The 24,023-nt window shown below is 66.3% G+C and carries 23 protein-coding genes; 20 read left to right on the top strand and 3 right to left on the bottom strand.

Features of this window, described 5'->3' with window-relative positions; translation table 11 throughout:
- The gene (locus ACTJKY_RS18875; RefSeq protein WP_440847639.1) at nucleotides 1-1,086 is read right to left on the bottom strand and encodes an NAD-dependent epimerase/dehydratase family protein; all 1,086 of its coding nucleotides are present in this window, start codon (nucleotides 1,084-1,086) and stop codon (nucleotides 1-3) included.
- Nucleotides 1,083-2,198: an NAD-dependent epimerase/dehydratase family protein gene (locus ACTJKY_RS18870; protein WP_440847638.1), complete on the bottom strand. Its 1,116-nt coding sequence runs from the start codon at nucleotides 2,196-2,198 to the stop codon at nucleotides 1,083-1,085. The genes ACTJKY_RS18875 and ACTJKY_RS18870 overlap by 4 nt, the downstream gene beginning before the upstream one ends.
- Nucleotides 2,199-2,443: 245 nt before the next feature.
- Here ACTJKY_RS18870 and ACTJKY_RS18865 point away from each other — a divergent pair, with 245 nt between their 5' ends.
- From ACTJKY_RS18865 to ACTJKY_RS18850, 4 genes are read left to right on the top strand one after another with little or no spacing between them, the layout of a single operon-like run.
- Nucleotides 2,444-3,043, top strand: a complete 600-nt coding sequence (locus ACTJKY_RS18865) for a histidine phosphatase family protein (protein ID WP_440847637.1) — start codon at nucleotides 2,444-2,446, stop codon at nucleotides 3,041-3,043.
- Complete coding sequence (locus tag ACTJKY_RS18860; RefSeq protein WP_440847636.1) at nucleotides 3,040-3,849, top strand: TIGR04290 family methyltransferase; 810 nt, start codon at nucleotides 3,040-3,042, stop codon at nucleotides 3,847-3,849. Before ACTJKY_RS18865 ends, ACTJKY_RS18860 begins: the two co-directional genes overlap by 4 nt.
- Nucleotides 3,846-4,847 carry a glycosyl hydrolase gene (locus ACTJKY_RS18855; RefSeq protein ID WP_440847635.1) on the top strand — a complete coding sequence of 334 codons (1,002 nt, stop codon included), beginning with the start codon at nucleotides 3,846-3,848 and terminating at the stop codon, nucleotides 4,845-4,847. Before ACTJKY_RS18860 ends, ACTJKY_RS18855 begins: the two co-directional genes overlap by 4 nt.
- Nucleotides 4,847-5,953, top strand: coding sequence for an inositol-3-phosphate synthase (locus ACTJKY_RS18850; protein WP_440847634.1), 1,107 nt, complete (start codon nucleotides 4,847-4,849; stop codon nucleotides 5,951-5,953). The genes ACTJKY_RS18855 and ACTJKY_RS18850 overlap by 1 nt, the downstream gene beginning before the upstream one ends.
- A gap of 10 nt (nucleotides 5,954-5,963) precedes the next feature.
- On the opposite strand, the gene ACTJKY_RS18845 is transcribed toward ACTJKY_RS18850, so the two are convergent.
- A complete protein-coding gene (locus ACTJKY_RS18845) occupies nucleotides 5,964-6,488 on the bottom strand; it encodes a DUF1003 domain-containing protein (protein WP_440847633.1) in 525 nt (174 codons plus the stop codon).
- Between the two features lie 47 nt (nucleotides 6,489-6,535).
- On the opposite strand from ACTJKY_RS18845, the gene ACTJKY_RS18840 reads away from it, so the two are divergent.
- From ACTJKY_RS18840 to kduI, 16 genes are all read left to right on the top strand, one after another.
- Nucleotides 6,536-7,495 carry an MDR/zinc-dependent alcohol dehydrogenase-like family protein gene (locus ACTJKY_RS18840; protein ID WP_440847632.1) on the top strand — a complete coding sequence of 320 codons (960 nt, stop codon included), beginning with the start codon at nucleotides 6,536-6,538 and terminating at the stop codon, nucleotides 7,493-7,495.
- Nucleotides 7,492-8,466, top strand: a complete 975-nt coding sequence (locus ACTJKY_RS18835; RefSeq protein WP_440847631.1) for a Gfo/Idh/MocA family protein — start codon at nucleotides 7,492-7,494, stop codon at nucleotides 8,464-8,466. The genes ACTJKY_RS18840 and ACTJKY_RS18835 overlap by 4 nt, the downstream gene beginning before the upstream one ends.
- Before the next feature lie 152 nt (nucleotides 8,467-8,618).
- The gene (locus ACTJKY_RS18830; RefSeq protein ID WP_164521791.1) at nucleotides 8,619-8,768 is read left to right on the top strand and encodes a hypothetical protein; all 150 of its coding nucleotides are present in this window, start codon (nucleotides 8,619-8,621) and stop codon (nucleotides 8,766-8,768) included.
- An 18-nt stretch (nucleotides 8,769-8,786) separates the two neighbouring features.
- Entirely contained in the window at nucleotides 8,787-9,380 is a 594-nt protein-coding gene (locus ACTJKY_RS18825; protein ID WP_440847630.1) for an SRPBCC family protein, read from the top strand.
- Nucleotides 9,380-10,570: a zinc-dependent alcohol dehydrogenase gene (locus tag ACTJKY_RS18820; protein WP_440847629.1), complete on the top strand. Its 1,191-nt coding sequence runs from the start codon at nucleotides 9,380-9,382 to the stop codon at nucleotides 10,568-10,570. The genes ACTJKY_RS18825 and ACTJKY_RS18820 overlap by 1 nt, the downstream gene beginning before the upstream one ends.
- A 12-nt stretch (nucleotides 10,571-10,582) precedes the next feature.
- On the top strand, nucleotides 10,583-11,362 hold the full coding sequence (locus ACTJKY_RS18815) for an SDR family NAD(P)-dependent oxidoreductase (RefSeq protein WP_440847628.1): 780 nt from the start codon (nucleotides 10,583-10,585) through the stop codon (nucleotides 11,360-11,362).
- A 75-nt stretch (nucleotides 11,363-11,437) separates the two neighbouring features.
- Nucleotides 11,438-12,280, top strand: coding sequence for an HpcH/HpaI aldolase/citrate lyase family protein (locus ACTJKY_RS18810; RefSeq protein WP_440847627.1), 843 nt, complete (start codon nucleotides 11,438-11,440; stop codon nucleotides 12,278-12,280).
- A gap of 273 nt (nucleotides 12,281-12,553) precedes the next feature.
- Entirely contained in the window at nucleotides 12,554-15,709 is a 3,156-nt protein-coding gene (locus tag ACTJKY_RS18805) for a TonB-dependent receptor (RefSeq protein ID WP_440847626.1), read from the top strand.
- A 159-nt stretch (nucleotides 15,710-15,868) separates the two neighbouring features.
- Nucleotides 15,869-16,588: a SapC family protein gene (locus tag ACTJKY_RS18800; protein WP_440847625.1), complete on the top strand. Its 720-nt coding sequence runs from the start codon at nucleotides 15,869-15,871 to the stop codon at nucleotides 16,586-16,588.
- Between the two features lie 5 nt (nucleotides 16,589-16,593).
- Nucleotides 16,594-17,619, top strand: coding sequence for a cupin-like domain-containing protein (locus ACTJKY_RS18795; protein ID WP_440847746.1), 1,026 nt, complete (start codon nucleotides 16,594-16,596; stop codon nucleotides 17,617-17,619).
- Between the two features lie 201 nt (nucleotides 17,620-17,820).
- Nucleotides 17,821-18,456 (top strand): PEPxxWA-CTERM sorting domain-containing protein, encoded by a 636-nt coding sequence (locus ACTJKY_RS18790; protein ID WP_440847624.1) that lies wholly within the window; start codon nucleotides 17,821-17,823, stop codon nucleotides 18,454-18,456.
- Nucleotides 18,457-18,815: 359 nt separating this feature from the next.
- A complete protein-coding gene (locus tag ACTJKY_RS18785; protein ID WP_440847623.1) occupies nucleotides 18,816-19,874 on the top strand; it encodes a glycosyltransferase family 2 protein in 1,059 nt (352 codons plus the stop codon).
- A gap of 283 nt (nucleotides 19,875-20,157) precedes the next feature.
- Nucleotides 20,158-20,346 carry a hypothetical protein gene (locus ACTJKY_RS18780; protein ID WP_440847622.1) on the top strand — a complete coding sequence of 63 codons (189 nt, stop codon included), beginning with the start codon at nucleotides 20,158-20,160 and terminating at the stop codon, nucleotides 20,344-20,346.
- 32 nt (nucleotides 20,347-20,378) lie between these two features.
- On the top strand, nucleotides 20,379-21,668 hold the full coding sequence (locus tag ACTJKY_RS18775) for an MFS transporter (RefSeq protein WP_440847621.1): 1,290 nt from the start codon (nucleotides 20,379-20,381) through the stop codon (nucleotides 21,666-21,668).
- A 28-nt stretch (nucleotides 21,669-21,696) separates the two neighbouring features.
- Nucleotides 21,697-23,118: a glucuronate isomerase gene (gene uxaC, locus ACTJKY_RS18770; RefSeq protein ID WP_440847620.1), complete on the top strand. Its 1,422-nt coding sequence runs from the start codon at nucleotides 21,697-21,699 to the stop codon at nucleotides 23,116-23,118.
- Between the two features lie 41 nt (nucleotides 23,119-23,159).
- A complete protein-coding gene (gene kduI / locus ACTJKY_RS18765; RefSeq protein WP_440847619.1) occupies nucleotides 23,160-24,002 on the top strand; it encodes a 5-dehydro-4-deoxy-D-glucuronate isomerase in 843 nt (280 codons plus the stop codon).
- Nucleotides 24,003-24,023 lie beyond the last annotated feature (21 nt).

Below are 24,023 nucleotides of genomic sequence, written 5' to 3'. Positions count from 1 at the left end.
TCACAGTGCGGCCGCCGCCATGCGCTCGCGCTGCGCCGGGCGACCGATCGTCAGGCCGCGTTCCTCGCCTAGCCAGCGGGCCAGCGCGGTGACGCCGTCCTGCCAGCCGGTCGGCGTGCCGAGCCCCAGCGCCGCACGCCCCTTGCTCGTGTCCGCGACGAAATAGCGTTGGTCGCCCGCGCGCCAGTCGTCGAAATGGAGGTCGAGCGGCCGGCCGGTGATTGTCTCGACATGCGCGAGCAGCGTGCGCAGGCTCACCGCATTGGCGGGGCCGCCGCCGAGGTTGAAGGCCTGGCCCGAAACCCGGTCGATCTGTCGCCAGGCGGCGATATAGGCATCGACTGCGTCGGACACATCGAGAATGTCGCGGACCTGGTGGCCGTCGCCATAGAGGGTGATCGGCGCCCCTTCGAGCGCGCGGATCAGGAAATGCGCGACCCAGCCCTGGTCCTCGGTGCCCATCTGGCGCTGGCCATAGATGCAGCTCATCCGTAGCACCGCGGTCGGCAAGCCGAAGCTGCGGGCATAGTCGAGCACATACTGGTCGGCCGCGCCCTTGGAGCAGCCATAGGGCGTGTGGAAATCGAGCGGGCGTGCCTCGCCGATGCCGTTCGCATGCACGTCGCGGTCGACGGGCTGGTAGCCGTTGTCGCCCAGCTCGAAGTCGAGGTCGGCAAGGTCGCCATAGACCTTGTTGGTCGAGGCGAAGATCACCGGCGGCGGGGCTGCAGCCGTGCGGGCGGCTTCGAGCAGCGCGAAGGTCGAGGCGATGTTGACCTCGAAATCGGCAGTCGGATCGGTGAGGCTGGTGGTCACCGCCACCTGCGCGGCGAAGTGGAATACTGCGCGCGCCGAGCGCACCGCCTCCACCAGCGTGGCCGTCTCGCGAATGTCCGCGATCAGCGGGCGAATGCGGTCGCCGTGCCGCGCCTGCAGCCAGGCGAGGTTGCGCTCCACGCCGGGGCGGCGCAGCGCATCGTAGATCACCACCGTCTCGCCCTGGCGGGCCAGACGGTCGGCGAGGTTCGATCCGATGAAGCCGGCGCCGCCGGTGATCAGGATCGGCCGTTCGTCACCGCCGTTCATGCGACCAGGCCCCGCTTTTCGAGCTCGGCGCGTGCGTGGCCGACCCGGTCCTCGGCGGTCTGTTGCTGCACCCAGTCGGCGAGCTCGGCGAGTCCGGTCTCGAAATCCTGCCGTGCTTCGAAGCCGAGCTTCTCGCGCGCCAGGCTAGTGTCGCAGAAACAGTGGCGGATATCGCCGATGCGCGTCTTGCCGACGATCTCCGGCGCGGCGTCGTTGCGGCCCATTGCGCGGGCGAGGGCCTCGGCGACTTGGGTCACCGAGCGATCGTCGCCCGAGCCGATGTTGAAGGTCTGACCGGCGGCCTCGGGCAGGGTGAGCGCCTCGGCAAAGGCGCGGGCGACGTCGCTGACATGGACGAAGTCGCGGCGCTGCTCGCCGTCCTCGAAGATCATCGGGCGCTGGCCGTTGAGCAGCCGCGAGGCGAAGATCGCCAGCACGCCGGTATAGGGGTTCGACAGCGCCTGGCCGGGGCCATAGACGTTGAACAGGCGTAGGCACGCGGTCTCGATGCCATAGGGCGCGCCCATGATATGGGTGGTGCGCTCCTGCACATATTTGTTGAGCGCATAGATCGAGGCGAGGCTCGGCCGCTTCCATTCGGGCGTGGCGACCGGCTCCAGCGGGCGGCCCTGCGCGTCGAGCGGGTTCCACTGCTGCTGGCCGTCGCGGACGATGCCACGCTCGGCATTCTCGACGAACTCACCGTCCGCGTCTCGGTACAGGCCTTCGCCATAGATGCTCATCGACGAGGCGGTGACCACCCGGCGGACGGGCGTGTCGATCAGCCGCTCGAACAGCACCGCGGTGCCGACATCGTTGGTGGAGGTATAGCGCTCGACTTCGTACATCGACTGGCCGACACCGACTTCGGCGGCAAGGTGGATCACGCTGTCGACGCCCTGCAGCGCGCGGGCGACGGCATCGCCATCGCGCACGTCGGCGCGGATCAGTTCGACCTCAGAGTCCAGTGCTTCGGGTCGCTCGCGGTCGCCATGGACCTGCTCCAGCATGGAATCGAGCACGCGGACCTGATGCCCTCTCCGCAGCAGCTCGGCCGATACCTGGCACCCGATGAACCCCGCGCCGCCCGTTACGAGCACCTTTTCCGCCATGTCGATGCTTTCCTGCCTTAAGAACTAACCTAGGTAAGTCGTGACAGAATGATGACTTGCTAGAGAAATCATCCGCCGATGAAGCAAACAGCTTCTTCTTCATCTTTGTTCCCGTCGATCGGGGCGTAACAAGTAGATTTAACTTGTTGAATATGCGAAGATGATTTAGGTTAATTGGAACCATTGCGGCAGAGCAGTTGTTACGGAAGCATCTAAGTTGATGCTGATGGGCTGCAAACCTGCTGATGACTGCAAAAGTACATTTGATCCGGCACGGCGCACATGACGATGTTGGTCAGGTGCTGAGCGGCCGCAGTGCGCGCTCGCCGCTATCCGCCGCCGGGCATTCGCAGGCGCAGTGGCTTGCCGCCTATTTCGCGCGCGAGGAGCCGATCGCCGCGATCCATGCCAGCCCGCGCGAGCGCACCCGCGCCACCGCCGAGATCATCGGCGGCCGGATCGGCGTGCGGGCGCAGGTGGTGGACGCGCTCGACGAGGTGGATTTCGGCGCCTGGACCGGCCGCAGCTTCGACGAACTGGAGCGCGATGCCGAGTGGCGCGAATGGAACCGCCAGCGCTCTGCCGTGCGCCCGCCCGACGGCGAGAAGATGGCGGAGGCTACCGACCGCGCCGTCGGCCATCTCGATGCGCTGGTGCAGCGCGGGTGGAACGGGACGCTGCTCTGCGTCAGCCACTGCGACATCATTCGGGGCGTGATCGCCCATTATCTCGGGCTGGGCCTCGATCGCCTGCTCGCCTTCGACGTCGACCCCGGCTCGGTCAGCACGCTGCTGATCGGCAATTGGGGCGCGCGTCTGCTCAAGCTCAACGGGGGACAGGAATGAAGAACCTAGCAGCCGCGCGGCCCGCGCCGGCCGACGATCTGCGCGCGCGGATCGACGCACTAGGGCCATGGTTCCAGAACATCCGCATCCAGGGCGTAGAAACCGCGCCCGACCATTTTCTCGGCGACTATCCCGCCTTCAAGTTCGCGCGCTTCGCCGATGCGCTGCCGGCGGATCTGGAAGGTCGATCTGTGCTGGATATCGGCTGCAATGCGGGCTTCTATTCTTTCGAGATGAAGCGCCGCGGGGCAGGCGAGGTGCTCGGCATCGACAGCGACGAACGCTATCTGGCGCAGGCGCGCTTCGCGGCCGAGGCGCTCGGCTTCGACGATGTACGCTTCGAGAACCGCTCGGTGTACGACGTCGCGGCGCTCGGCCGCCGGTTCGACATCGTGATCTTCATGGGCGTGCTCTACCATCTGCGCCATCCGCTACTGGCGCTGGACCTGATCCGCGAACATGTCGCGGGCGAGTACATGCTGTTCCAGACGATGCAGCAGGGATCGGACTCGGTCGCCGAGGTGCCGGAAGATCATCCCTTCCACATGCCCGGCACCTTCGATCCGCCGGCCTATTTCAACGATCCCGGCTATCCCAAGCTGCACTTCATCGAGCGCCAGTTCGCCAACGACTGGACCAACTGGTGGGCGGCCAACGCCGCGGCCAGCCAGGCAATGCTGCGCGCAGCGGGCTTCACGATCGAGGCAAACCCGGAGTCCGAGGTCTATTGGTGCCGCGTCGCCGAGGTTCCCTACGCGGAGTACGGCCCCGCCGCCGTCTACCCGGCGAAAGGAGACGCCGCATGATCGAAGCGGCGATGCTCTGGAACGAGCCCAACAACAAGTCGCACTGGGATCCGGCGATCGATCCCGACTGGTCGCTGTTCGCGCAGCATGTGATTGCGGCAGGCAACGCTATCCGTGCGGTGAACCCCACGCTGCCGCGCGTGCTCGGCGGCATGTCGCCGATCGACCCGCACTGGCTGAAGCGAATGGAAGCGCATGGCGCGCTCGATGCGGTCGACGTGGTGGCGGTGCATGGCTTCCCGCTCGACTGGAACCTGTGGCCGCTGTCCGCCTGGCCGGACAAGATCGCCGAGATCCAGGCGGTTACCGACAAGCCCGTCTGGGTGACCGAGGTCGGTGTCAGCTCGTTCGGTGCCGAGGAAGTGCAGGCATTCGGCTTGCGCCGCACGGTCGAGCTGCTGCGCGGCAAGGCGGAGCGCGTCTTCTGGTATTCGCTGTTCGACCTTCCGACCAGCTGGGGCGCGGAGACCCGCCACCGCGAGGCGGAAGGCTCCTCCTATTACCGTCACTTCTACCTTGGCCTGATCCGGGAGGACGGGACGCCGAAGCCCGCGCTCGACGTCTATGCCGAGCATGCCGCCGAAGTGGGGTTGATGCAGTGGTTCCACTTCCACGATCCCCGGCTCGACGAGGCGGTGGCGTGGATGAAGCGGCTCGGCACCCGTCGCATCCGCACCGGGCTCAGCTGGGCGGACAGCTTTCGCGAGAACGCGGTCGACTGGTTCGACCGGCAGATGGAGGCGCTGGCGGATTTCGACGTCACCGTCACCTTCTGCTTCACCCCCGAGCATCTGGGCGTCGCGCCGCACCACACCAGCCCGGCGCGCGATCCGCAGGCCTTTGCCGATTTCTGCGCCTGGATGATCGATCGCTATGCCGGCACCGCGACGGTGACGGCGCCGGTCACCCCTGTGGCGCTGGCGACCAGCCAGCCCGAGCTCAACCCCTTGCTGTTCAACCGCGACGAGCGTCTCGCCGCCGAGAGGAGGTCCGCCTGATGCTGTCCCCAGACCGCCATGCCATCAATGTCGCGCTCGTGGGGGTCGGCAACTGCGCCAGCTCGCTCGTCCAGGGCATCGAACATTATCGCGCCGGCGCCAACGACATGGTCGGGCTGATGCATCCGGAACTGGGCGGCTATGCGCCCAGCGACATCCGGGTCGTCGCCGCCTGGGACGTGGACAGCCGCAAGGTGGGGCAGGACGTCGCCGAGGCGATCTTCGCCAAGCCGAACTGCACCGCGATATTCTGCGAGGAAGTGCAGCAGACCGGCGCCAAGGTGCGGATGGGCAAGGTGCTGGACGGCGTCGCCGATCACATGGCGGACTATGCTCCGGACCGCACCTTCATGCTGGGCGACGGTGCCGAGCCGAGCAAGGAAGAGATCGTGCAGGCACTGCGCGAGACCAACGCGCATGTGCTGATGAACTATCTGCCGGTCGGATCGCAGGCGGCGACCGAATTCTACGCCGAATGTGCGCTCAAAGCCGGGGTGGCGTTCGTCAACAACATCCCCGTGTTCATCGCCAGCAATCCCGAATGGGCGGCGCGGTTCGAGGCGGCGGGTGTGCCGATTATCGGCGACGATATCAAGGCACAGCTCGGCGCGACGATCGTTCACCGTGTGCTGACCGATCTGTTCCGCAAGCGGGGTGTGAAGCTGGAGCGGACCTACCAGCTCAACACCGGCGGCAACACCGACTTCCTCAACATGCTCAACCATTCGCGGCTGGCGTCGAAGAAGGAATCGAAGACCGAGGCGGTGCAGTCGGTCGCCGAGACGCGGCTGGAGGACGAGAACATCCATGTCGGTCCCAGCGACTATGTGGCGTGGCAGAACGACAACAAGATCTGCTTCCTGCGGATGGAAGGCCAGATGTTCGGCGGCGTGCCGATGAACCTGGAACTCCGCCTGTCGGTGGAGGACAGCCCGAACAGCGCCGGGGTGGCGATTGACATGATCCGCTGCGCCAAGCTGGCGCAGGACCGCGGGCTGGGCGGAGCGATCCTCCCCGCGGCGGCGTGGTTCTGCAAGCACCCGCCGGAGCAGATGCCCGACGACGACGCGTACGCGGCGGTGGAAGCGTTCATCGCGGGGAAGTGAGGTGGGATCCTCAGTCGATCCCCTTTTCCTTGCGACTCTCGTCCAGCGCATCGAGCACCTGAACGGGCTCCACATCGGCGTGGATCTCGGCGAAGGCGGGGTCGTCCGGCCGGATGTCCAGCTTCTCCGCGATCCGCGCCACCAGCCCGGCAAGCTTGGTCAGCTCATGCTCGGCGAGCAGGTTGACGTGCAGATCGAGGTCGGCGCGCCGATCGGCCACCGCCGCCATGCGGTTCTGGCTGATCAGCACGAAGGTCGAGAGGAAGATCGCCTCCACCGACGCGACCATCGCCAGCGCCACGAAGGTGGGGTCGAAGCGCGGCAATACCGGCAAAACGCCCAGATTTATCGAAATCCAGAGCCCGAAGAGGACCAGATGCAGCACCACGAACGTCATCGATCCCGTGAAGCGGGTGATCCGATCCGCGACCTTGTCACTGAGCGGTGCGCGAAGGGCATCCTCGCGCTGCCGCGCCGTGAGGTCTTCGATGTTCTGGCGGAGCGTGGCGCCCATGCCCTGGCGTGGTTCGATCATCGTTCGACAACATCGCGTCAAATCAATTGGTTGCATGGAGAAAACGCATGATGCGCGCGGCGATCCTCGAAGGTCCGGAGCAGATCCGGATCGAGACCGCGACGCTGCCCGCGCCGGGGCCGGGAGAAGTCCGCATCCGGCTGGAGGGCTGCGGCGTCTGCGCCTCCAATGTCGAGCCTTGGCAGGGCCAGCCCTGGAGCCAGTTCCCCGGCGATCCGGGCGGGCTCGGCCATGAGGGCTGGGGCGAGATCGATGTGGTGGGCGAGGGCGTGGAGGGGTTGATGCCGGGGGACCGCGTGGCCTCGCTCTCCTTCCGCAGCTTCGCCGATTACGACGTGGCGAAGGCGGACATGGTGGTGAAGCTGCCCGACAGCCTGTCCGGCCAGCCCTTTCCCGGCGAGCCCTTGGGCTGCGCCTTCAACATCTTCCGCCGCAGCGACATTCGCGAAGGCCAGACGGTGGCGATCATCGGTATCGGCTTTCTGGGCGCGGTGCTCACCAAGCTCGCCAGCGACGCCGGCGCGCGGGTGATCGCGATTTCGCGGCGGCAGGAATCGCTGGATCTCGCCAAGCATTTCGGCGCGGTCGAGACGATCCCGATGCACGATCACTACGCGATCATCGACGCGGTCAAAGCGCTGACGGAGGAGGCGATGTGCGCGCGGGTGATCGAAGCGGTCGGCAAGCAATGGCCGCTCGATCTGGCGGGCGAACTGGTCGGGTTCGGCGGCAAGCTGGTCGTGGCCGGCTATCATCAGGATGGGCCGCGCCAGGTGAACATGCAGGGCTGGAACTGGAAGGGCATCGACGTGATCAACGCGCATGAGCGCGATCCCGCGGTGCAGATGCAGGGCCTGCGCGAGGCGGTGGACGCGGTGGCGAGCGGGCAACTCGACCCCACGCCGCTCTACACGCATCGTTATGCACTGGAGGAACTCGGCGAGGCGCTGGCCGCGACCCGCGACAAGCCCGAGCATTTCGTCAAAGCGCTGGTGATGCTGCGATGAAGCCGCGCGTAGGATTCCTCGGCACCGGCTGGATCGGTCGTCACCGGATGGAGGCGATGCTCGCCACCGGCTCGATTGAAGCGGCCGCCTTTGCCGATCCATCACCAGAGGGCGCCGAGCAGGCGCGGGCGCTCGCTCCGGACGCGCAGGCAGTCGAAGGGCTGGAGGAGATGCTGGCGCTGGACCTCGACGGCATCGTCATCGCCACGCCCAGCGCACTGCATGCCGAGCAGAGTATCCGTGCGCTGGAGGCGGGTGTCGCGGTGTTCTGCCAGAAGCCGCTGGGCCGGGCGGCTGTGGAGGTGGACGCGGTGATCGCCGCTGCGCGTAGCGCCGACCGGCTGCTGGGCGTCGATCTGTCCTACCGCCATACCGATGGCATGCGCGCGATTGCCGAGTTGGTGCAGGGTGGGGCGCTTGGCCATGTCTTCGCGGTCGATCTGGTGTTCCACAACGCCTATGGGCCGGACAAGCCGTGGTTCTACGATCCGGCGCAGTCGGGCGGGGGCTGCGTGATTGATCTGGGCGTGCATCTGGTGGATCTGGCGCTGTGGACGCTGGGCTTTCCAGCCGTCGACGGTGTTTCGGCGTCGCTCCGGGCACAGGGCGAGCCGCTCGGCGCGATGCAGGTGGAGGATTATGCTACCGCGGCGTTCCGGGCGGGCGATACCGATGTGCGGCTCGCCTGCTCGTGGCGGGTGCATGCCGGCACCGATGCGGAGATCTCCGCGGTGTTCTACGGCACCGAGGGCGGGGCGGCGCTGCGCAATGTCGGCGGCAGCTTCTACGACTTCGTGGCGGAGCGGTTCACCGGCACCTCCAAGACGGAGCTGGCGAGCCCGCCGGACGCCTGGGGCGGTCGTGCGGCCGCGGCCTGGGCGGAGCAGCTGGCCCGCTCGCCGCGCTTCGATCCCGACGCCGAGCATTTCGCGCGCTCGGCCGAGGTGCTGGACCGGATCTACGGGCGGTAAACCTTACCCCCCCCTCTCCCGTATGCGGGAGGGGGGTAAGGTCGGTATCTGCCTACCGCGACCTAACCCACGTTACTTCAAACAAAATTTGCAACCCGTGCCCGCCCCGGTGGTTACCTTCTGCACCTCCCCCAAGTGCAGGAGACTGGATCATGGCCACCCCGCCGAACGATCCCGAGGTGCGTGACGAACAGCGCGACCCCGGTTCGACCGAGACCAACCCCGCCGCCACGTCGACCCCGGCACCCGCCGAGGGCGACGACGATCTTCCCCCGAAGCTGCCCGGTTCGCCGCAGGGCTGAACCGCCAACGGAGGCATTATGGCCGACACGATGAACCGCGCGTCGCACGACGACGCGCCGCTGAGTACTGCCAACAAGGAATCGCAGGCGATCGATCAGGCGACCGACGGCCTGATCGTCCAGCGCGGCGACAAGCTCGTCGCCCGCGCCGTGACGATCAACCGCCCGCGTGCCGAACTCTACGCCTTCTGGCGCGATTTCAGCAACCTGCCGCCGATCCTCGACAATGTCGTGCGGATCGACGTGCTCGATAGTGAGCGCAGCCACTGGGTGGTGAAATCCCCCGGCGGCGGCACCGTCGAATGGGATTCGCGGATTACCGAGGATCGCGAAGGCGAGTTGATCGCCTGGGCTTCCGAGGAAGGCGCCGACATCCCGAATAGCGGCCGGATCGAGTTTCGCGATGCCGGCAACCGCGGCACCGTCGTGGTGGCGACGATCAACTACGACCAGCCCTTTGGCACCCTGGGGCGCATCCTATCGCGCATCTTCCAGCGCGAGCCGAAGATGCAGGCGCAGCGCGATCTGCGCCGCTTCAAGCAACTCATGGAAACCGGCGAGATCGCAACCTCGTCCCGCACCAAGCAACAACTCGAAGAGGAGCGGAACTGATGCGCGCACTCACCTGGCACGGCAAGCACGACGTCCGCGTGGACTCGGTGCCCGACCCCGAGATCCTCAACCCGCGCGACGCGATCATCAAGATCACCTCGACCGCGATCTGCGGCTCCGACCTCCACCTCTATGACGGCTTCATCCCGACGATGATGGCCGGCGACATCCTCGGCCATGAGTTCATGGGCGAAGTGGTGGAAACGGGTGCCGGCTCGACGCTCAAGAAGGGGCAGCGCGTGGTGGTGCCGTTCACCATCGCCTGCGGCTCCTGCTACCATTGCGGCAAGCACCAATATTCGGGCTGCGAGAACGGGCTGCCCGCCGACAACCAGGACATCGGCCAGGAAATGTACGGCCAGCCCATGGCCGGGCTGTTCGGCTACAGCCACCTCACCGGCGGCTATGCCGGCGGCCAGGCCGAATATGTCCGCGTGCCGTTCAGCGATGTCGGCCCGATCGTCATCCCGGACGGGGTCGAGGACGACAAGGTTCTGTTCTTGTCCGACATCCTGCCCACCGGCTGGATGGCGGCGGAAAATGCCGAGATCGAGCCGGGCGACACCGTCGCGGTGTGGGGCTGCGGTCCGGTCGGTCTCTTCGCGGTGCAGTCGGCCTTCCTGATGGGGGCCGAGCGCGTCATCGCGATCGACCATTTCCCGCGCCGCCTCGAACTCGCCCGCCGCTTCGGCGCCGAGACGATCAACTTCGAGGAGACGGACACGGCGGCCGCGTTGTTCGAGATGACCGGCGGCATCGGCCCCGATGCGGTGATCGACAGCGTCGGCCTGGAGGCGCACGGCTTCTTTGTCGACAACGTGCTCGACCAGATCAAGAAGTCGACCTTCCTCGGCACCGATCGCATCCACTCGATCCGGCAGGCGATCCTCGCCTGCCGCAAGGGTGGACGCGTCTCGATGCCCGCGGTCTATGGCGGCTTCGTCGACAAGTTCCCGCTCGGCGCGCTGATGGAGAAGGGGCTGACGCTCAAGACGGGCCAGACCCATGTCCAGCATTACATGCCTGCGCTGCTCAACGCGATCATGGAAGAGAAGATCGATACGACCTTCCTGATCAGCCACACGCTGCCGCTGGAGCAGGCGCCGGAGGGCTACAAGATGTTCCACGACAACCAGAACGAAGTGACCAAGGTCGTGCTGAAGCCCGGCATGGCGCTGGCGGCCGAATAAGGAGGCACGGAAATGGCAGACAAATTCGCGATCGTGACCGGTGCCTCGAGCGGCATCGGGCTGGAACTTGCGCGGCTTGCGGCGCGCGACGGCTATGACCTGCTGGTGGTGGCAGACACCCCGCTGGTCGACGCCGCCGCCGCGCTGAAGGGCGAGGGCGTGGACGTGCAATCGGTGGAAACCGACCTGTCGACCATCGAGGGCGTCGACCGGCTGCTCTCTGCGGCCGGCGGCCGGCGGGTCGACCTGCTCTGCGCCAATGCCGGCCATGGGCTGGGCGGCGGCTTCCTCGATCAGGAGGTCTCCGAGTGGCGGCATGTGATCGACACCAACATCACCGGCACCGCCTATCTGCTGCAGAAAGTGCTGCGCCAGATGCGTGACGCGGGCGAGGGCAAGGTGCTGATCACCGGCTCGATCGCCGGCTGGATCCCGGGCAGCTTCCAGGCGGTCTACAACGGCTCCAAGGCGTTCGTGGACAATTTCGCCGCTGCGATCCGCAACGAGCTCAAGGAGGTGAAGGGTATCACCATCACCACCTTGCTGCCGGGCCCGGTCGAGACTGAGTTCTTCGAGCGCGCCGGCATGATGGACACCAAGGTCGGCCAGAGCGAGAGCAAGTCCGATCCGGCCGATGTCGCCAAGGATGGCTGGACGGCGCTGATGAAGGGGACGGACAACATCGTCTCCGGCCTGTCCAACAAGCTGCAGGTCGCTGGCGCCGGCGTGCTGCCGCAATCGGTGACTGCCGAGCAGCACCGCAAGATCGCCGAGCCCGGCAGCGGCGAATGAGGGCCAAGGCCGGGCAGTTGCCAGCCCGGCCCCGATGATGCCATGGCATCCCGCTCAAATCGGGAGAGGGGTGCCATGCGTCTTAGGTCGCTGTTGTTCGTGCCGGGCGATCGGCCGGAGCGCTTTGCCAAGGCGGCGGCGAGCGGCGCCGATGCGCTGATCCTCGACCTCGAGGATTCGGTACTGGCCGAGCGCAAGGACTTCGCCCGCGACGCCATCGCCGAATGGCTGGGCGACATGCCCGACACGCCCTGCTTCGTCCGCGTCAATCCGCTCGGCACCCCCGCGATCGCCGACGATCTCGCCGCCATCGCCACATGCCGCCCGGCTGGGCTGGTGCTCCCCAAGGCCGATGGCGCCGCCGCGATCCGCAGCCTGGTGGCGCTGGTCGCCCAGGCAGGCGCTGCATGCCCGCCGATCCTCCCCATCGCCACCGAAACGCCCGCCGCGCTATTCCAACTGGGCAGCTATGGCGAAGTCGCCGCGCATCTTGCCGGGCTTACCTGGGGGGCGGAGGACCTGCCCGCCGCAATCGGCGCGGCCAGTGCGCGGGAGGAAGACGGCGGCTATACCGCGCCCTTCGCGATGGTGCGCTCGCTGGCGTTGTTCGCCGCGCATGCTGCAGGCGTTGCGGCGATCGAGACGGTCTATCCCGATATTGCCGATCTGGACGGGCTATCGGCCTATGTCGCGCGTGGCCGTCGCGACGGCTTCACCGGCATGCTGGCGATTCACCCGGCGCAAATCGAAGCGATCAACGGCGGATTCACCCCGAGCGACGCCGAAATCGCCGCGGCGGAGGAAATCGTGCAGGCTTTCCGCGCCCATCCCGAGGCCGGGGCGCTGCGGCTGAACGGCCGGATGATCGACCGTCCGCATCTCGAACAGGCCCGCCGCCTGTTAGCGCGCGCGGAATAACCCGCCTGCCGCACAACGGTCGGTGTAACCCGTTTCAGTCCAACAGATTGTTGCGCTGCAATAGCGCGTGCAAACGTATTTCACGTCTGAAAGCTTATTTCAGGCTGTAACATTGAAAACACACTGACGGACAAAATCAAACCTGTCAGACAGCTTTATGTTTCCTACATTGACAATGTTGAGACCGATGGTAGCGATATCGCCGTCGCGAAAGCATCGGGGCGTTCGCAACAATAACGGTTTCCGACGAACAATGTCGGCATAGGAGGGGACATGAAGAGCGTTTCGCGTTCGACTATATGGTCGCGCTCGGCTTCCATGATTGCAGTGGCTGCTTGCATGGTATTGCCAACGATTGCACACGCACAGGCCGACAACGTTGCCAAGGCTGCGGCGCCGCAAGAAGGCGGGCAGGGCGAAGAAATCGTCGTCACCGGTATTCGTGCTTCTCTAGAACGGTCTATCGCGATCAAGCGCGAGTCCCCGGGTATCGTCGACGCGATCTCCGCGGAAGACATCGGCAAGTTCCCCGATACCAACCTGGCGGAATCACTGCAGCGTATCCCGGGCGTGTCGATCAACCGCACCAATGGCGAAGGCTCGCAGGTCACCGTCCGCGGCTTCGGTCCGCAGTACAACCTAGTTACGCTGAACGGCCGCCAGCTTGCGACGGCGGCGATCTCGGTCGTGGGTGGTGACGAGAACGCCGACGGCGCGCAGGGCACCACCCGCTCGTTCGACTTCTCGAACCTCGCCACCGAAGGCGTCCGCACGCTTGAAGTGTACAAGACCGGCCGCGCCGCGGTGCCGTCGGGCGGTATCGGCGCGACGATCAACGTCGTTACCCGGCGTCCGCTCGACAGCGGCAGCAAGCCCGGTTTCAACGGCAGCGTCGGCGCCAAGGCGGTGTACGACACCAGCGTCGACGGCTGCCTCGATTGCGGCGCGAAAGTCACGCCGGAATTTTCGGGCGTGGTCGGCTGGAGCGACGCGGATCAGCGCTTCGGCGTCGAGCTGTTCGGCAGCTACCAGAAGCGCAACTTCACCTCGATTTCGGCGACGTCGAACGACTGGAACATCGTTCCGTACAGCAGCTTCGTCACCGGCGGCTTCACCCGCAACAACACGGTGTGCCCGGCCAGCCAGACGACGTTGAGCGCCAGCTGCACCATCGTCAAGGGCGTGCCCAGCAACCCTAACCAGCTGGTCGCCATCCCGAACGACAGCCGCTACCACTATGCCGAAGGCAGCCGCGAGCGCATCAACGGCCAGGCCGTGGTGCAATTCAAGCCGAGCGACGCGCTGACGCTGACTGCGGACGGGCTGTTCGCGCAGAACCGCCAGCGCGAGACCCGGTCAGACCTGTCCAACTGGTTCAGCCGTCCGTTCGACGAAGTGCATTTCGACGGCAACACCACCGTCGCCACCGCCAACTATCTCCACGAGACGATCAACGGCTTCAAGGACGAGGGCTTCGAGGCGCAGTCGCGTGCCCAGAAGAACAAGCTGACCGATTTCGGCCTCAACGCCGAATGGCAGATGGCGAGCAACCTGTCGCTGCGCCTCGACGGGCATATCTCGAAGTCGTCGAGCCTGCCGGACAATCCGAACGGCGTCAGCTCGACGCTGGTCGGCATGGGTGCCAACGTCGTCGCGGCCCACTCGGTCGACTATAGCGGCGCCGGCATTCCGAAGCAGGACATCACGCTCGGCTCGGTCCCGCTCGACCTCAACTCGTTCGGCAGCCAGATCGGCCGCACCAACAAGTCGACCCAGGAACAGCTGGTCCGCGAAATGCGTGCCGACTTCGGCTGGGATCTGGGCGGCGACAGCAAGTTCGAGTTCGGTGCGAACTACCGCAAGACCGACATGCGCCAGACCTTCGTCAGCACCCAGCAGACGCTGGGCGACTGGGGCATCGCCAATCCGGGCGACGTCCAGCGGCTGGCACCGGGCCTGGTCACGTCGTTCTGCCTCGAGTGCAAGTTCGACAAGTACGATCCGGGCTCGGATCCGGACTCGAAGATCGCCTTCCGCGGCGACGCGGCGAAGCTCTATCCGATCCTGTCCTCCTACTATGGCGGCCGCGGCAATTCGATCGGCATCACCGGCAACAACAATAATCGCGTCAAGGAAGACATCTGGGCAGCCTATGGCCAGCTGACCTGGAAAGGCGAAGTGGGCAATGCGCCCGCACGCCTGGTCGCCGGCATCCGCTACGAGCACACCAAGTCGCGCTCGATCTCGCAGGTGGCGATCCCGTCCGCGGTCGATTGGGTTTCGGACAACGACTTCACCGTGGTGGTTTCGTTGACCAACACCACCCAGTTTGATGAGTCGCATTCCTACGATAACATCTTGCCGCAGGTCGACTTCCAGGTCGAACTGCAGCGTAACCTGCTCGCCCGCCTGTCGTACAGCAAGACGATTGCGCGTCCGAACTACAACAGCCTGTTTACCGCGACGACGCTGGGCGGTCCGCCGCGCCCGACCAACAATGGCGGCATCCCGACGGCGTCAGTGGGCAACGCCAGCCTATCGCCGCTGATCTCGGATAACTTCGACGCGTCGCTGGAGTGGTACTTCAAGCCGGACAGCTATGTCTCGGTCGCCTTCTTCGACAAGCGGGTGCACAACTTCGTCGGCAACGGCCAGTTCACCTCGCCGCTGTTCGGCCTGCGCGATCCTAGCTCGGGCGCCGCGGGTACGCGTTCGGGTCAGGCGCAGGACGCGCTGAAGGGGCTGGGTGCCGACATCAGCGACGTCAATCTGTTCGTGATGTCCTCACTGATTGCCAACCGCGGTTCGGTGGCGGCAGCAACCACGGAGTTCCAGGCGAATTACAACAACTCGACCCGTGCGCTCGACGACAACTACGTCAAGGCGATCAACAACCAGTATGACCTGCGCGGTACCGCGGCCGATCCGCTGTATCAGTTCCAGGTCTCCAAGCCGGTCAACAACAAGGACGCCGAGATCTACGGCGTCGAGCTGGCTGGCCAGTACTTCCTCGGCAACACCGGCTTCGGTGTCGCTGCGGCGTACACGTTGGTGCGCGGCGACGTGGGCTTCAACTTGGGTGCCGACCCGGGCCAGGACCAGTTCGCGCTGCTCGGCCTCAGCGACACCTTCAGCACCACGCTGATCTACGACAAGAACGGCATCTCGGCCCGTCTCGCCTATAACTGGCGTGACAGCTATCTGTCGGGCATCAACCGCCAGGGCTCGCGTAACCCCGAGTTCACCGCGCCCTTCGGCCAGCTCGACATGAATGTGAGCTACGAGATAACGCCGCAGATTGCACTCTCGCTGGAAGGCATCAACCTGACCAAGGCGAGCGTGCGGACCTATGCCCGCGACACCAGCGAGCTGTGGTTCGCGCAGGAACTCGACCGTCGCTTTCTGGCAGGCGTGCGCTTCAAGTTCTGAGCTACCGCGCATCCGCGCGAGTGGAGAGGGAGGGTCGCTGCCGGGGGCAGCGGCCCTTTCCTTTGCCCGGAGCGGATGCGGATGGTTGAGGGGGGCGCGGCTTTGCGCCATGGTCCCGACGAACCGGGCGCGAGGCCCGGAAAGATGGATATGTTTCGAATGACGAACCCGGTCGCGCTGGACAATGTGCTCCACCAGGATCTGCGCGTCGCCTTCCGCCACGGCGCGGAATTCGGCGATGCCGCCAACCAGACCCTCATCTTCCCCACCGAGTTCGAAGCCGTGCAGCGCGAGTTCCCGATCCTGTTCCGCGAGGCGGAAGGCGAGGGGCTGCAGGCCGTGGCGCTCACCGGCTTCGACCTGGACGAGAATCTGTTCTTCGACGGCGAACGCTGGACCAGCCGTTATATCCCCGCGCTCCAGCAGCGCGGTCCCTTCTCGATCGGAATCCCCGGCGATGGCCTCGATCCCGACGAGGGCCCGACCGTGCATGTCGACCTCGACGACCCGCGGGTCGGCACGGCGCAGGGCGAGTTGCTGTTCCTGCCACAGGGCGGGGCGAGCCGCTATCTCGAGCATGTCTCGCGCGTGCTGGGGCGGATCCATGGCGGGATCGGCGCGGCGGCGCCGGTCTATGCGCTGTTTCAGGAGTTCGGCCTGCTCGAGAGCAACGTCATCGAAGTGACGCTGCACGACGAGCAGCGCTACCGGATCGACGGCTTCCAGATGCTGTCGCGCGACAAGCTGGCGGCGCTGGCGCCCGAGGCGCTCGAACGGCTGCACCGCGCCAACGTGCTGGGCCTCGCCTATCTCGTCGCCGCGTCGCTCGGCAACATCAGCGCGCTGATCGAGCGGAAGAACGCGGGCGCCGTGCGGTGAACATCCTGGCGGGTGTTGCCCCGGCGGTACGGGTGATCGAGGGCATCGCCCCCGATGCGATCCCGTTCGACCAGCTGATGGCCGACCAGGCGCCTGTAATCCTCAAGGGGATCGCCGCCGACTGGCCGCTGGTACGGGCCGGCCTCGCCTCCGTTGATGCGGCGATGGACCTGCTGCAGCGCTTGGATGCCGGTCGCCCCGTGGTGACGTTCACCGGCGCGCCCGAAATCCAGGGTCGCTTCTTCTACGACGGAGCCGTCACCGGTCTCAATTTCAGCAGTCGTCGCGAGCCGCTGACCGCGCTGCTCGATGCGATGCGCCCGAGCATCGGCGCCCCCGACGCGCCGAGCTTCTATGTCGGCTCGACCGATCTCGACCAATATCTGCCGGGTTTCCGCGCGGAAAACGATCTGGTGCTCGATCACCCGATGTTTGCACAGCACCTCGCGAGCATCTGGATCGGCAACCGGACCACCGCGACCTGTCACTACGACATGTCGCACAATCTGGCGGTATGCACGGTCGGCCGGCGGCGCTTCACGCTGTTCCCGCCCGACCAGATCGCCAATCTCTACCCCGGCCCGCTTGAGCCGACGCCGGGCGGCCAGGTGGTCAGCATGGTCGACTTCGCCGCGCCCGATTTCGATCGTCACCCCGGCTTCCGCGCTGCGATGGCAGCGGCGCAGGTGGCGGAGATGGAAGCGGGCGACCTGCTCTTCTATCCTGCGATGTGGTGGCACCATGTCGAGGCGCTGGCGCCGTTCAACGTGCTGGTGAATTACTGGTGGAACACCAGCCCGGCCTGGCTGGATACGCCCCAGCTGACCCTGCTCCACGGCCTGCTCAGCCTGCGCGATCGCCCTGCGGCCGAGAAGCAGGCCTGGAAGGCGCTGTTCGACTATTATGTGTTCGGCGATCCCGCGCGACCTGCCGCGCATTTGCCGGAGGCCGCGCGCGGGCCGCTGGCGCCGATCGACGCAATGGCTGCGCGAAGGCTCCGCGCGCAGCTGCTCCACCGGCTCAATCGCTGAGGTTCATGCGTCGCCGTGCAGGCGGTCGACGGAATCCGGCGGTCCGCCGCTAAATGGTTAATTTTTCGGTCAAGTCGATGGGTTGCCAAGGCAAGTCGACGGAACTCGTGGCCGCAGCGCGCGGTTCGGGGGCTGCCATGATGCGGGCATGATCCATGCGGCCGTTCCTGGCGTGTTGTACCCTGTTCAGGAGATATCCGGATGATTAAAGGCGCTTTGAGCGCGGCGGCCCTTGTTGCGGGCCTCTCGCTTACCCCCGTCGCGGCTTCGGCCGCACCGATCATAGGCGGCGCGACCGCCATCGACCTTACCGCGACCAGCACCTTCAATTCGCTCGGCTACAAGGTCGCCACCTATGGCACCGCCAGCGCCTTCAAGGTAGGCAACGACCTCGTCGCCGCCTTCTTGATCACCGGCGGATCGCGCAATGATTCCACTGGCGCGACGCTGATCGACCACGCCGGATCGGGCCTGAACTTCTCGCTAGGCGGCAACAAGCTTAGCATCGGCAATTTCGAGATCGACACCGCCGCCGGCCTGGTGCGGGGCAGCGCCTCGGCCAACGGCTTCACGCTCGGCGACAACATTTCGCTGTTCAACCTGGGCGCAGGTTCGGTGCTGACGCTGACCAACGAAGCAGCGGCCGCGTTCCAGACGACGCTGGGCACGGCCGGCCTCGCCGGCGCGACGATCGGCACGGCGACCCCGGTCGCGGTGTTCGGCCCGAGCGGCGTGCCGGAGCCGGCCAGCTGGGGCCTGATGATCGCGGGCATGGGCTTTGTCGGCGCATCGCTGCGTCGGCGCGCTCGCAGCACGGCGCGCCTCGCCGCCGCCTGAACCTTCGGGGCCACAGGAATGAAACGGCCGGGAGAGCGATCTCCCGGCCGTTTTTTTCGTCGCGTGTGCGGCGCGTAGAAGCTCGCCCAGCCGTCTGCTTCGGGCGGGGGCACCCCGGTGGCGGGCAGGGGGTGACCGTCAAGATTTAGCCGCCCAAGCCGCGCCGGCGGCCGGGACAGGCGATCCACACTATTCGAGGAACGTGTCTGGGGCGCGCAACCACGGATGAACGCAAAATTTTCTACGCATCGCTGACAAAAGCGGCGCGCGGGGCCGCTCGGCGCCCGGTCGGCTGTCCGCCGCGCTACAATGAGGATGGCGCTGCGATGCATGCCGCAGCGGGAGGAGATGAAACGGGCGTGACACGACTGGCTTTGGTGATGATTGCCCGGAACGAGGGGCGGTCGATCGCGCGCGCGCTCGACAGTGCCCGCGAGCATGTCGACCGCATGATCGTGCTCGACACCGGCTCCACCGACGACACCGTGGCGATCGCCGAGCGTTGCGGCGCCATGGTGCACATGTTCCGCTGGTGTGACGATTTCGCCGCTGCGCGCAACGCGGCGCTCGATCATTCCGACGCGGACTGGAATTTGATGCTCGACGCCGACGAATGGCTGGAGGGCGGGTTCGAGGCGCTATCCTCCGTCGCGCTGCCGCCCGCGCGCGTGGCCGCGGCGCAGTTCATCGGCTGCCCGCAGCTGCGGAACGAGGGGGGCGAAAGCAATGCTGCCCGCCGCTTCTTGCCGCGCCTGTTGCCGCGCGGCGTTCGCTATGCCGGTCGGATACACGAACAGCCGGTATCGCAGTTGCCGCTGGTCCCATGCGCTCTTCGCATCGGGCATGACGGCTATGCCGAGGCGCAGCTTGCCGCGAAACATGGTCGCAACCTAGCGCTGCTCCAGGCGGCGCTCGCCGAGACGCCCGACGATGGCTATCTCTGGCACCAGCTCGGGCGCGAACATCTGGTTCGCGGCGCGGCTGAGGCGGCGGTCGAACCGTTGCAGACGGCCTATCGCCTGACCCCGCCCGGCGCGGCCTATCGCCACGCGGTGGTGCTCTCCACGATCCGCGCGCTGAAGGAAGCGGGGCGGTTGCACGACGCGCTGGCGCTGGTCGATGCCGAACAGTCCGCCTGGCCCGCTTCGCCCGACTTCTATTTCGCCGTGGCCGACCTGTATCTCGAATGGGCCAGCCAGGCGCCCGACATCGCTCTGGACGAGCTGCTGCCGGTGGTGGAGGGTGCGTGGCTGCGCTGCCTGGAGATCGGCGAGCAGCCGATGCTCGACGGATCGGTGATCGGCTGCGGGAGCTATCTGGCGGCCGGCAACCTGGCGATGTTCTACGCGCAACTGGGGATCCGGGACGAAGCCGAACGCTATGCCGCGCTGGAGCGCGACCTGCGCGCTGCCGCCTGAGCCCGCCCTTTCCGGTCCACGCCGCCGGTGGCGTTGATCCGGCAGTTTGCTACCGGTATCAGGCTGTGCGGATGGGATCGTCGGCGCGAGACGAGATCGAAGCGATGACGGCCCCCCGGGTAGTCGAGCACATCGCTGAGGTCCTGCGGTCGCCAGTTCAGACCTCGACAAGGCGGGTGGCTTCCTGATCGAATACCGTATATCTTCTGGGGAGGATTTCCTTCACTGGCCGGTGTCGCTAACGATTGACGGGGAGGTCGCTGGAACCGGCACTGCGAGCGCCATGCTCGATGGACCGATCGGAGCGGTGCGCTTCCTGTTCGAACGCGCGGCCAAGGGGCTGCCCCTGGCGGCAGGCCAATGGCTATCGACCGGCGCCGTCACTGGCGTCCACCCGGTGCAGCCGGGGCAGAAGGTCGAGGCGCGGTTCGGGCCGGCGCTGTGCGTGCAGTGCTCGATCGGGATCGCCTGATCCCGGGACGGCGGAGTGGGATTGGAGAGTTGATGGCGAGCAAGGGCGAAGCCGCGGTAAGCGGCGCCGTGGAACGGGTGGGGCGGTATCGCTGGGTGATTTGCGGGCTGCTGTTCGCGGCCACCATCATCAATTACATCGATCGCCAGATGATCGGCGTGCTCAAGCCCACGCTGATGGCCGACCTGCACTGGACCGAGCAGGACTTTGCCGGCGTCATCATCTGGTTCCAGTTCGCCTATGCCGTCGGCTACATCCTGTTCGGCAAGATCGTCGACCAGGTCGGCGCGCGCGTCGGCTACACCATCGCCTTCATCGTCTGGCAGGTGGCGCATATCTTCCACGGCGCGGCCCACAACATCACCCAGTTCGCCATTGCCCGCTTCGCGCTGGGCATCGGCGAATCCGGCAATTTCCCGGCGGGCATCAAGGCGGTGACCGAGTGGTTCCCGGCCAAGGAGCGCGCCTTTGCGATCGGCGTGTTCAACGCCGGGGCGAACATCGGCGCGGTGCTCACCCCGCTGGTCATCCCGTACATGGTGATCGCCTGGGGCTGGCGTTCGGCCTTCGTCATCACCGGCGTGGTCAGCTTCGTCTGGCTGATCGCCTGGTGGATGCTCTACCGCACCCCGCGCGAGCACCCCAAGGTGACCGAGACCGAGCTTGCGTGGATCGAGCAGGACCCGGCCGACAAGGTGCAGAAGCTCGGCTATGGCTCGGTCCTCCTGAAGCGCGAGACCTGGGCCTATGCGCTCGGCAAGTTCTTCATCGACCCCGTCTGGTGGTTCTTCCTGTTCTGGCTGCCGGGCTATCTGTTCGAGCGCTACCAGCTCGATCTCAAGACGTTCGGCCTGCCGCTCGCCGCGATCTACCTCGTGTCGGACATGGGCAGCGTCGCCGGCGGCTGGCTGTCCTCGCGGCTGATGCGCGCGGGCTATACCGCCAATGTCGCGCGCAAGCTGACGATGCTGGTCTGCGCCTTCGCGGTGCTGCCGGTGCTGTTCGCGGAATCGCTGAGCAGCGTGTGGATGGCGGTTGCCGTGATCGGCATCGCGACCGCGGCGCACCAGGCCTTTTCCGCCAATCTCTATGCGCTGCCGGCGGACATGTTCCCGCGCGGCGCGGTGGGTTCGGTGATCGGCATCGGCGGTACCGTCGGCGCCGTGGGCGGCATCCTGATGTCCTTCTATGCCGGCCAGGTGCTGGCGCGGATCGGCAGCTACTGGCCGCTCTTCGCGGTGGCCGGCAGCGCCTATTTCGTCGCGCTCGCCTGCGTGCATTTCCTGTCGCCGCGGCTCGCCCGCGTCGACATGGACGCCTGATTTTCCTCTGACCTGTCCGGAGTCTCCGATGGCCAAGCCGCTCAAGCTCGATCCCGACCGGCTGTTGCCGGCCGAGGGGCGCACCCGCGAAATCGCGCGCGAATTGTACCGCGAGGTGGCCGAGCTGCCGATCATCAGCCCGCACGGCCATACCGATGCGAGCTGGTTCTCGACCAACGCCAACTGGTCGAACGCGACCGAGTTGCTGCTCTCGCCGGACCACTACATCTACCGCATGCTCTATTCGCAGGGCGTGTCGCTGGACGCGCTGTGCGTGCCGAGCAAGGCCGGCATGCCCGCCACCGATCCGCGCGCGGCATGGCGCACCTTCGCCGAGCACCTCTACCTGTTCCGCGGCACGCCGTCCGCCATGTGGCTGGGCCATGTGTTCGGCGAGGTGTTCGGCTTCGACGTCGCGCTCGACGGCGAGACCGCCGATTTCTACTACGACACGATCAACGCCAAGCTGGCGAGCGACGATTTCCGCCCGCGCGCGCTGTTCGACCGCTTCAACATCGAGTTCCTCGCCACCACCGAGGGGCCGCAGGATGATCTTTCCGCGCACCACGCCGTGCAGGCATCGGGCTGGCCGGGGCGCGTCGTCACCACCTATCGCCCGGATGCGGTGATCGACGTCGAGCATGAGCAGTTCCACGGCGCGCTCAAGATCTTCGCCGAGAAGACCGGCGAGGACGTGTACAGCTGGGACGGCTATCTCGCCGCGCACCGCAAACGCCGCGCCGACTTCCGCGCCGCCGGTGCCACCGCGACCGATCACGGCCACCCCTCCGCCCGCACCGCGAACCTGAGCAAGGCGGAAGCCGCCGCGCTGTTCGCGCGTGTCCTCGGCGGCGACTGGACCCCGGCCGATGCCGAGCTGTTCCGCGCCCAGATGCTCACCGAAATGGCGGCGATGAGCGTCGAGGACGGGATGGTGATGCAGATCCATCCGGGCAGCTTCCGCAACCACAATGGCGGCCTGTTCGCCAGCCATGGCCGCGACAAGGGCGCCGACATCCCGATGGCGACCGACTATGTCCATGGGTTGAAGCCGCTGCTCGATCGCTTCGGCACGTCGACCGATCTGTCGATCATCCTCTTCACGCTCGACGAAACCGTCTATTCGCGCGAACTGGCGCCGCTGGCCGGCCATTATCCGTGCCTCAAGCTGGGCCCGGCCTGGTGGTTCCACGACAGCCCCGAGGGCATGCGTCGCTTCCGCGAGCAGGTGACCGAGACGGCGGGCTTCTACAACACCGTCGGCTTCAACGACGACACCCGCGCTTTCCTGTCGATCCCGGCGCGCCACGACGTCGCGCGGCGGATCGACTGCGGCTTCCTGGCGCAGCTGGTCGCCGAGGGGCGGCTGCTCGACTGGGAGGCGGCGGAACTCGCGTTCGAGCTCACCAACGGGCTTGTCCGCAAGGCCTACAAGCTCGATAGAGCCTGATAGACACCGGTGGCATAAGCGCCCGGCCTGGGAGAGAGACGATGTTCGACCGCACCTATTACGCCACGCATCCGGACATGATGGACTGCGTGTCGAACGAGGAACTGCGCGACCGCTATCTGATTTCCGGCCTGTTCCGGGCGGGCGAATGCGTGCTCAACTACACCCATGCCGATCGCTTCGTGATCGGCGGGGTGCAAGTGGCGGGCGGCGATGTCCGGCTTCCCGCGCAGGCCGAGCCGAAATCGGCCCAAGGGCACCCCTTCCTCGAGCGGCGCGAGCTGGCGATCGTGAATGTCGGCGCGGTCGACGGCACCGTGACGGTGGACGGCGAGGCGTTTGCGCTCGGCAACAAGGACTGCCTCTACGTCACCATGGGTGCACAGGAGGTGATCTTCTCCGGCGAAGGCGCGCGTTTCTATCTGGCGTCCTGCCCGGCGCACAAGGCGTTCACCACCCGGAAGCTCGGCATCGCCGATGCCAATGCGCTGGAGCGCGGGAGCCTCGCCGAGTCCAACGAGCGAACGATCTACCAGCTGGTCATCCCCGGCGTGTGCGACAGCGCGCAGCTGGTGATGGGGCTGACCGTGCTCAAGCCGGGCAGCGTGTGGAACACCATGCCGCCGCACGTCCATGAGCGCCGCAGCGAGATCTATTTCTATTTCGAGCTCGACGACCTGGAGAAGGATCGGGTGATGCATTTCATGGGCGAGGGCGAGGCGACCCGGCATATCGTCCTGGCCAACGAGGAAGCGGTGATCAGCCCGCCCTGGTCGATCCATATGGGTGCGGGCACCAAGGCCTATGCCTTCATCTGGGCGATGGCCGGCGAGAACCAGGATTATACCGACATGCAGGTGCTGGATATCTGCCAGCTGGCTTGAGCGCCTAGCTCCCCCTCCCGC

Origin of the sequence: Sphingomonas sp. 22176 (genome assembly GCF_052045505.1) — a bacterium.
Taxonomy (GTDB): Bacteria; Pseudomonadota; Alphaproteobacteria; order Sphingomonadales; family Sphingomonadaceae; genus Sphingomonas.
The sequence above is the reverse complement of the archived record's forward strand: the minus strand, read 5'-3'. Positions and strand labels throughout refer to the sequence as shown.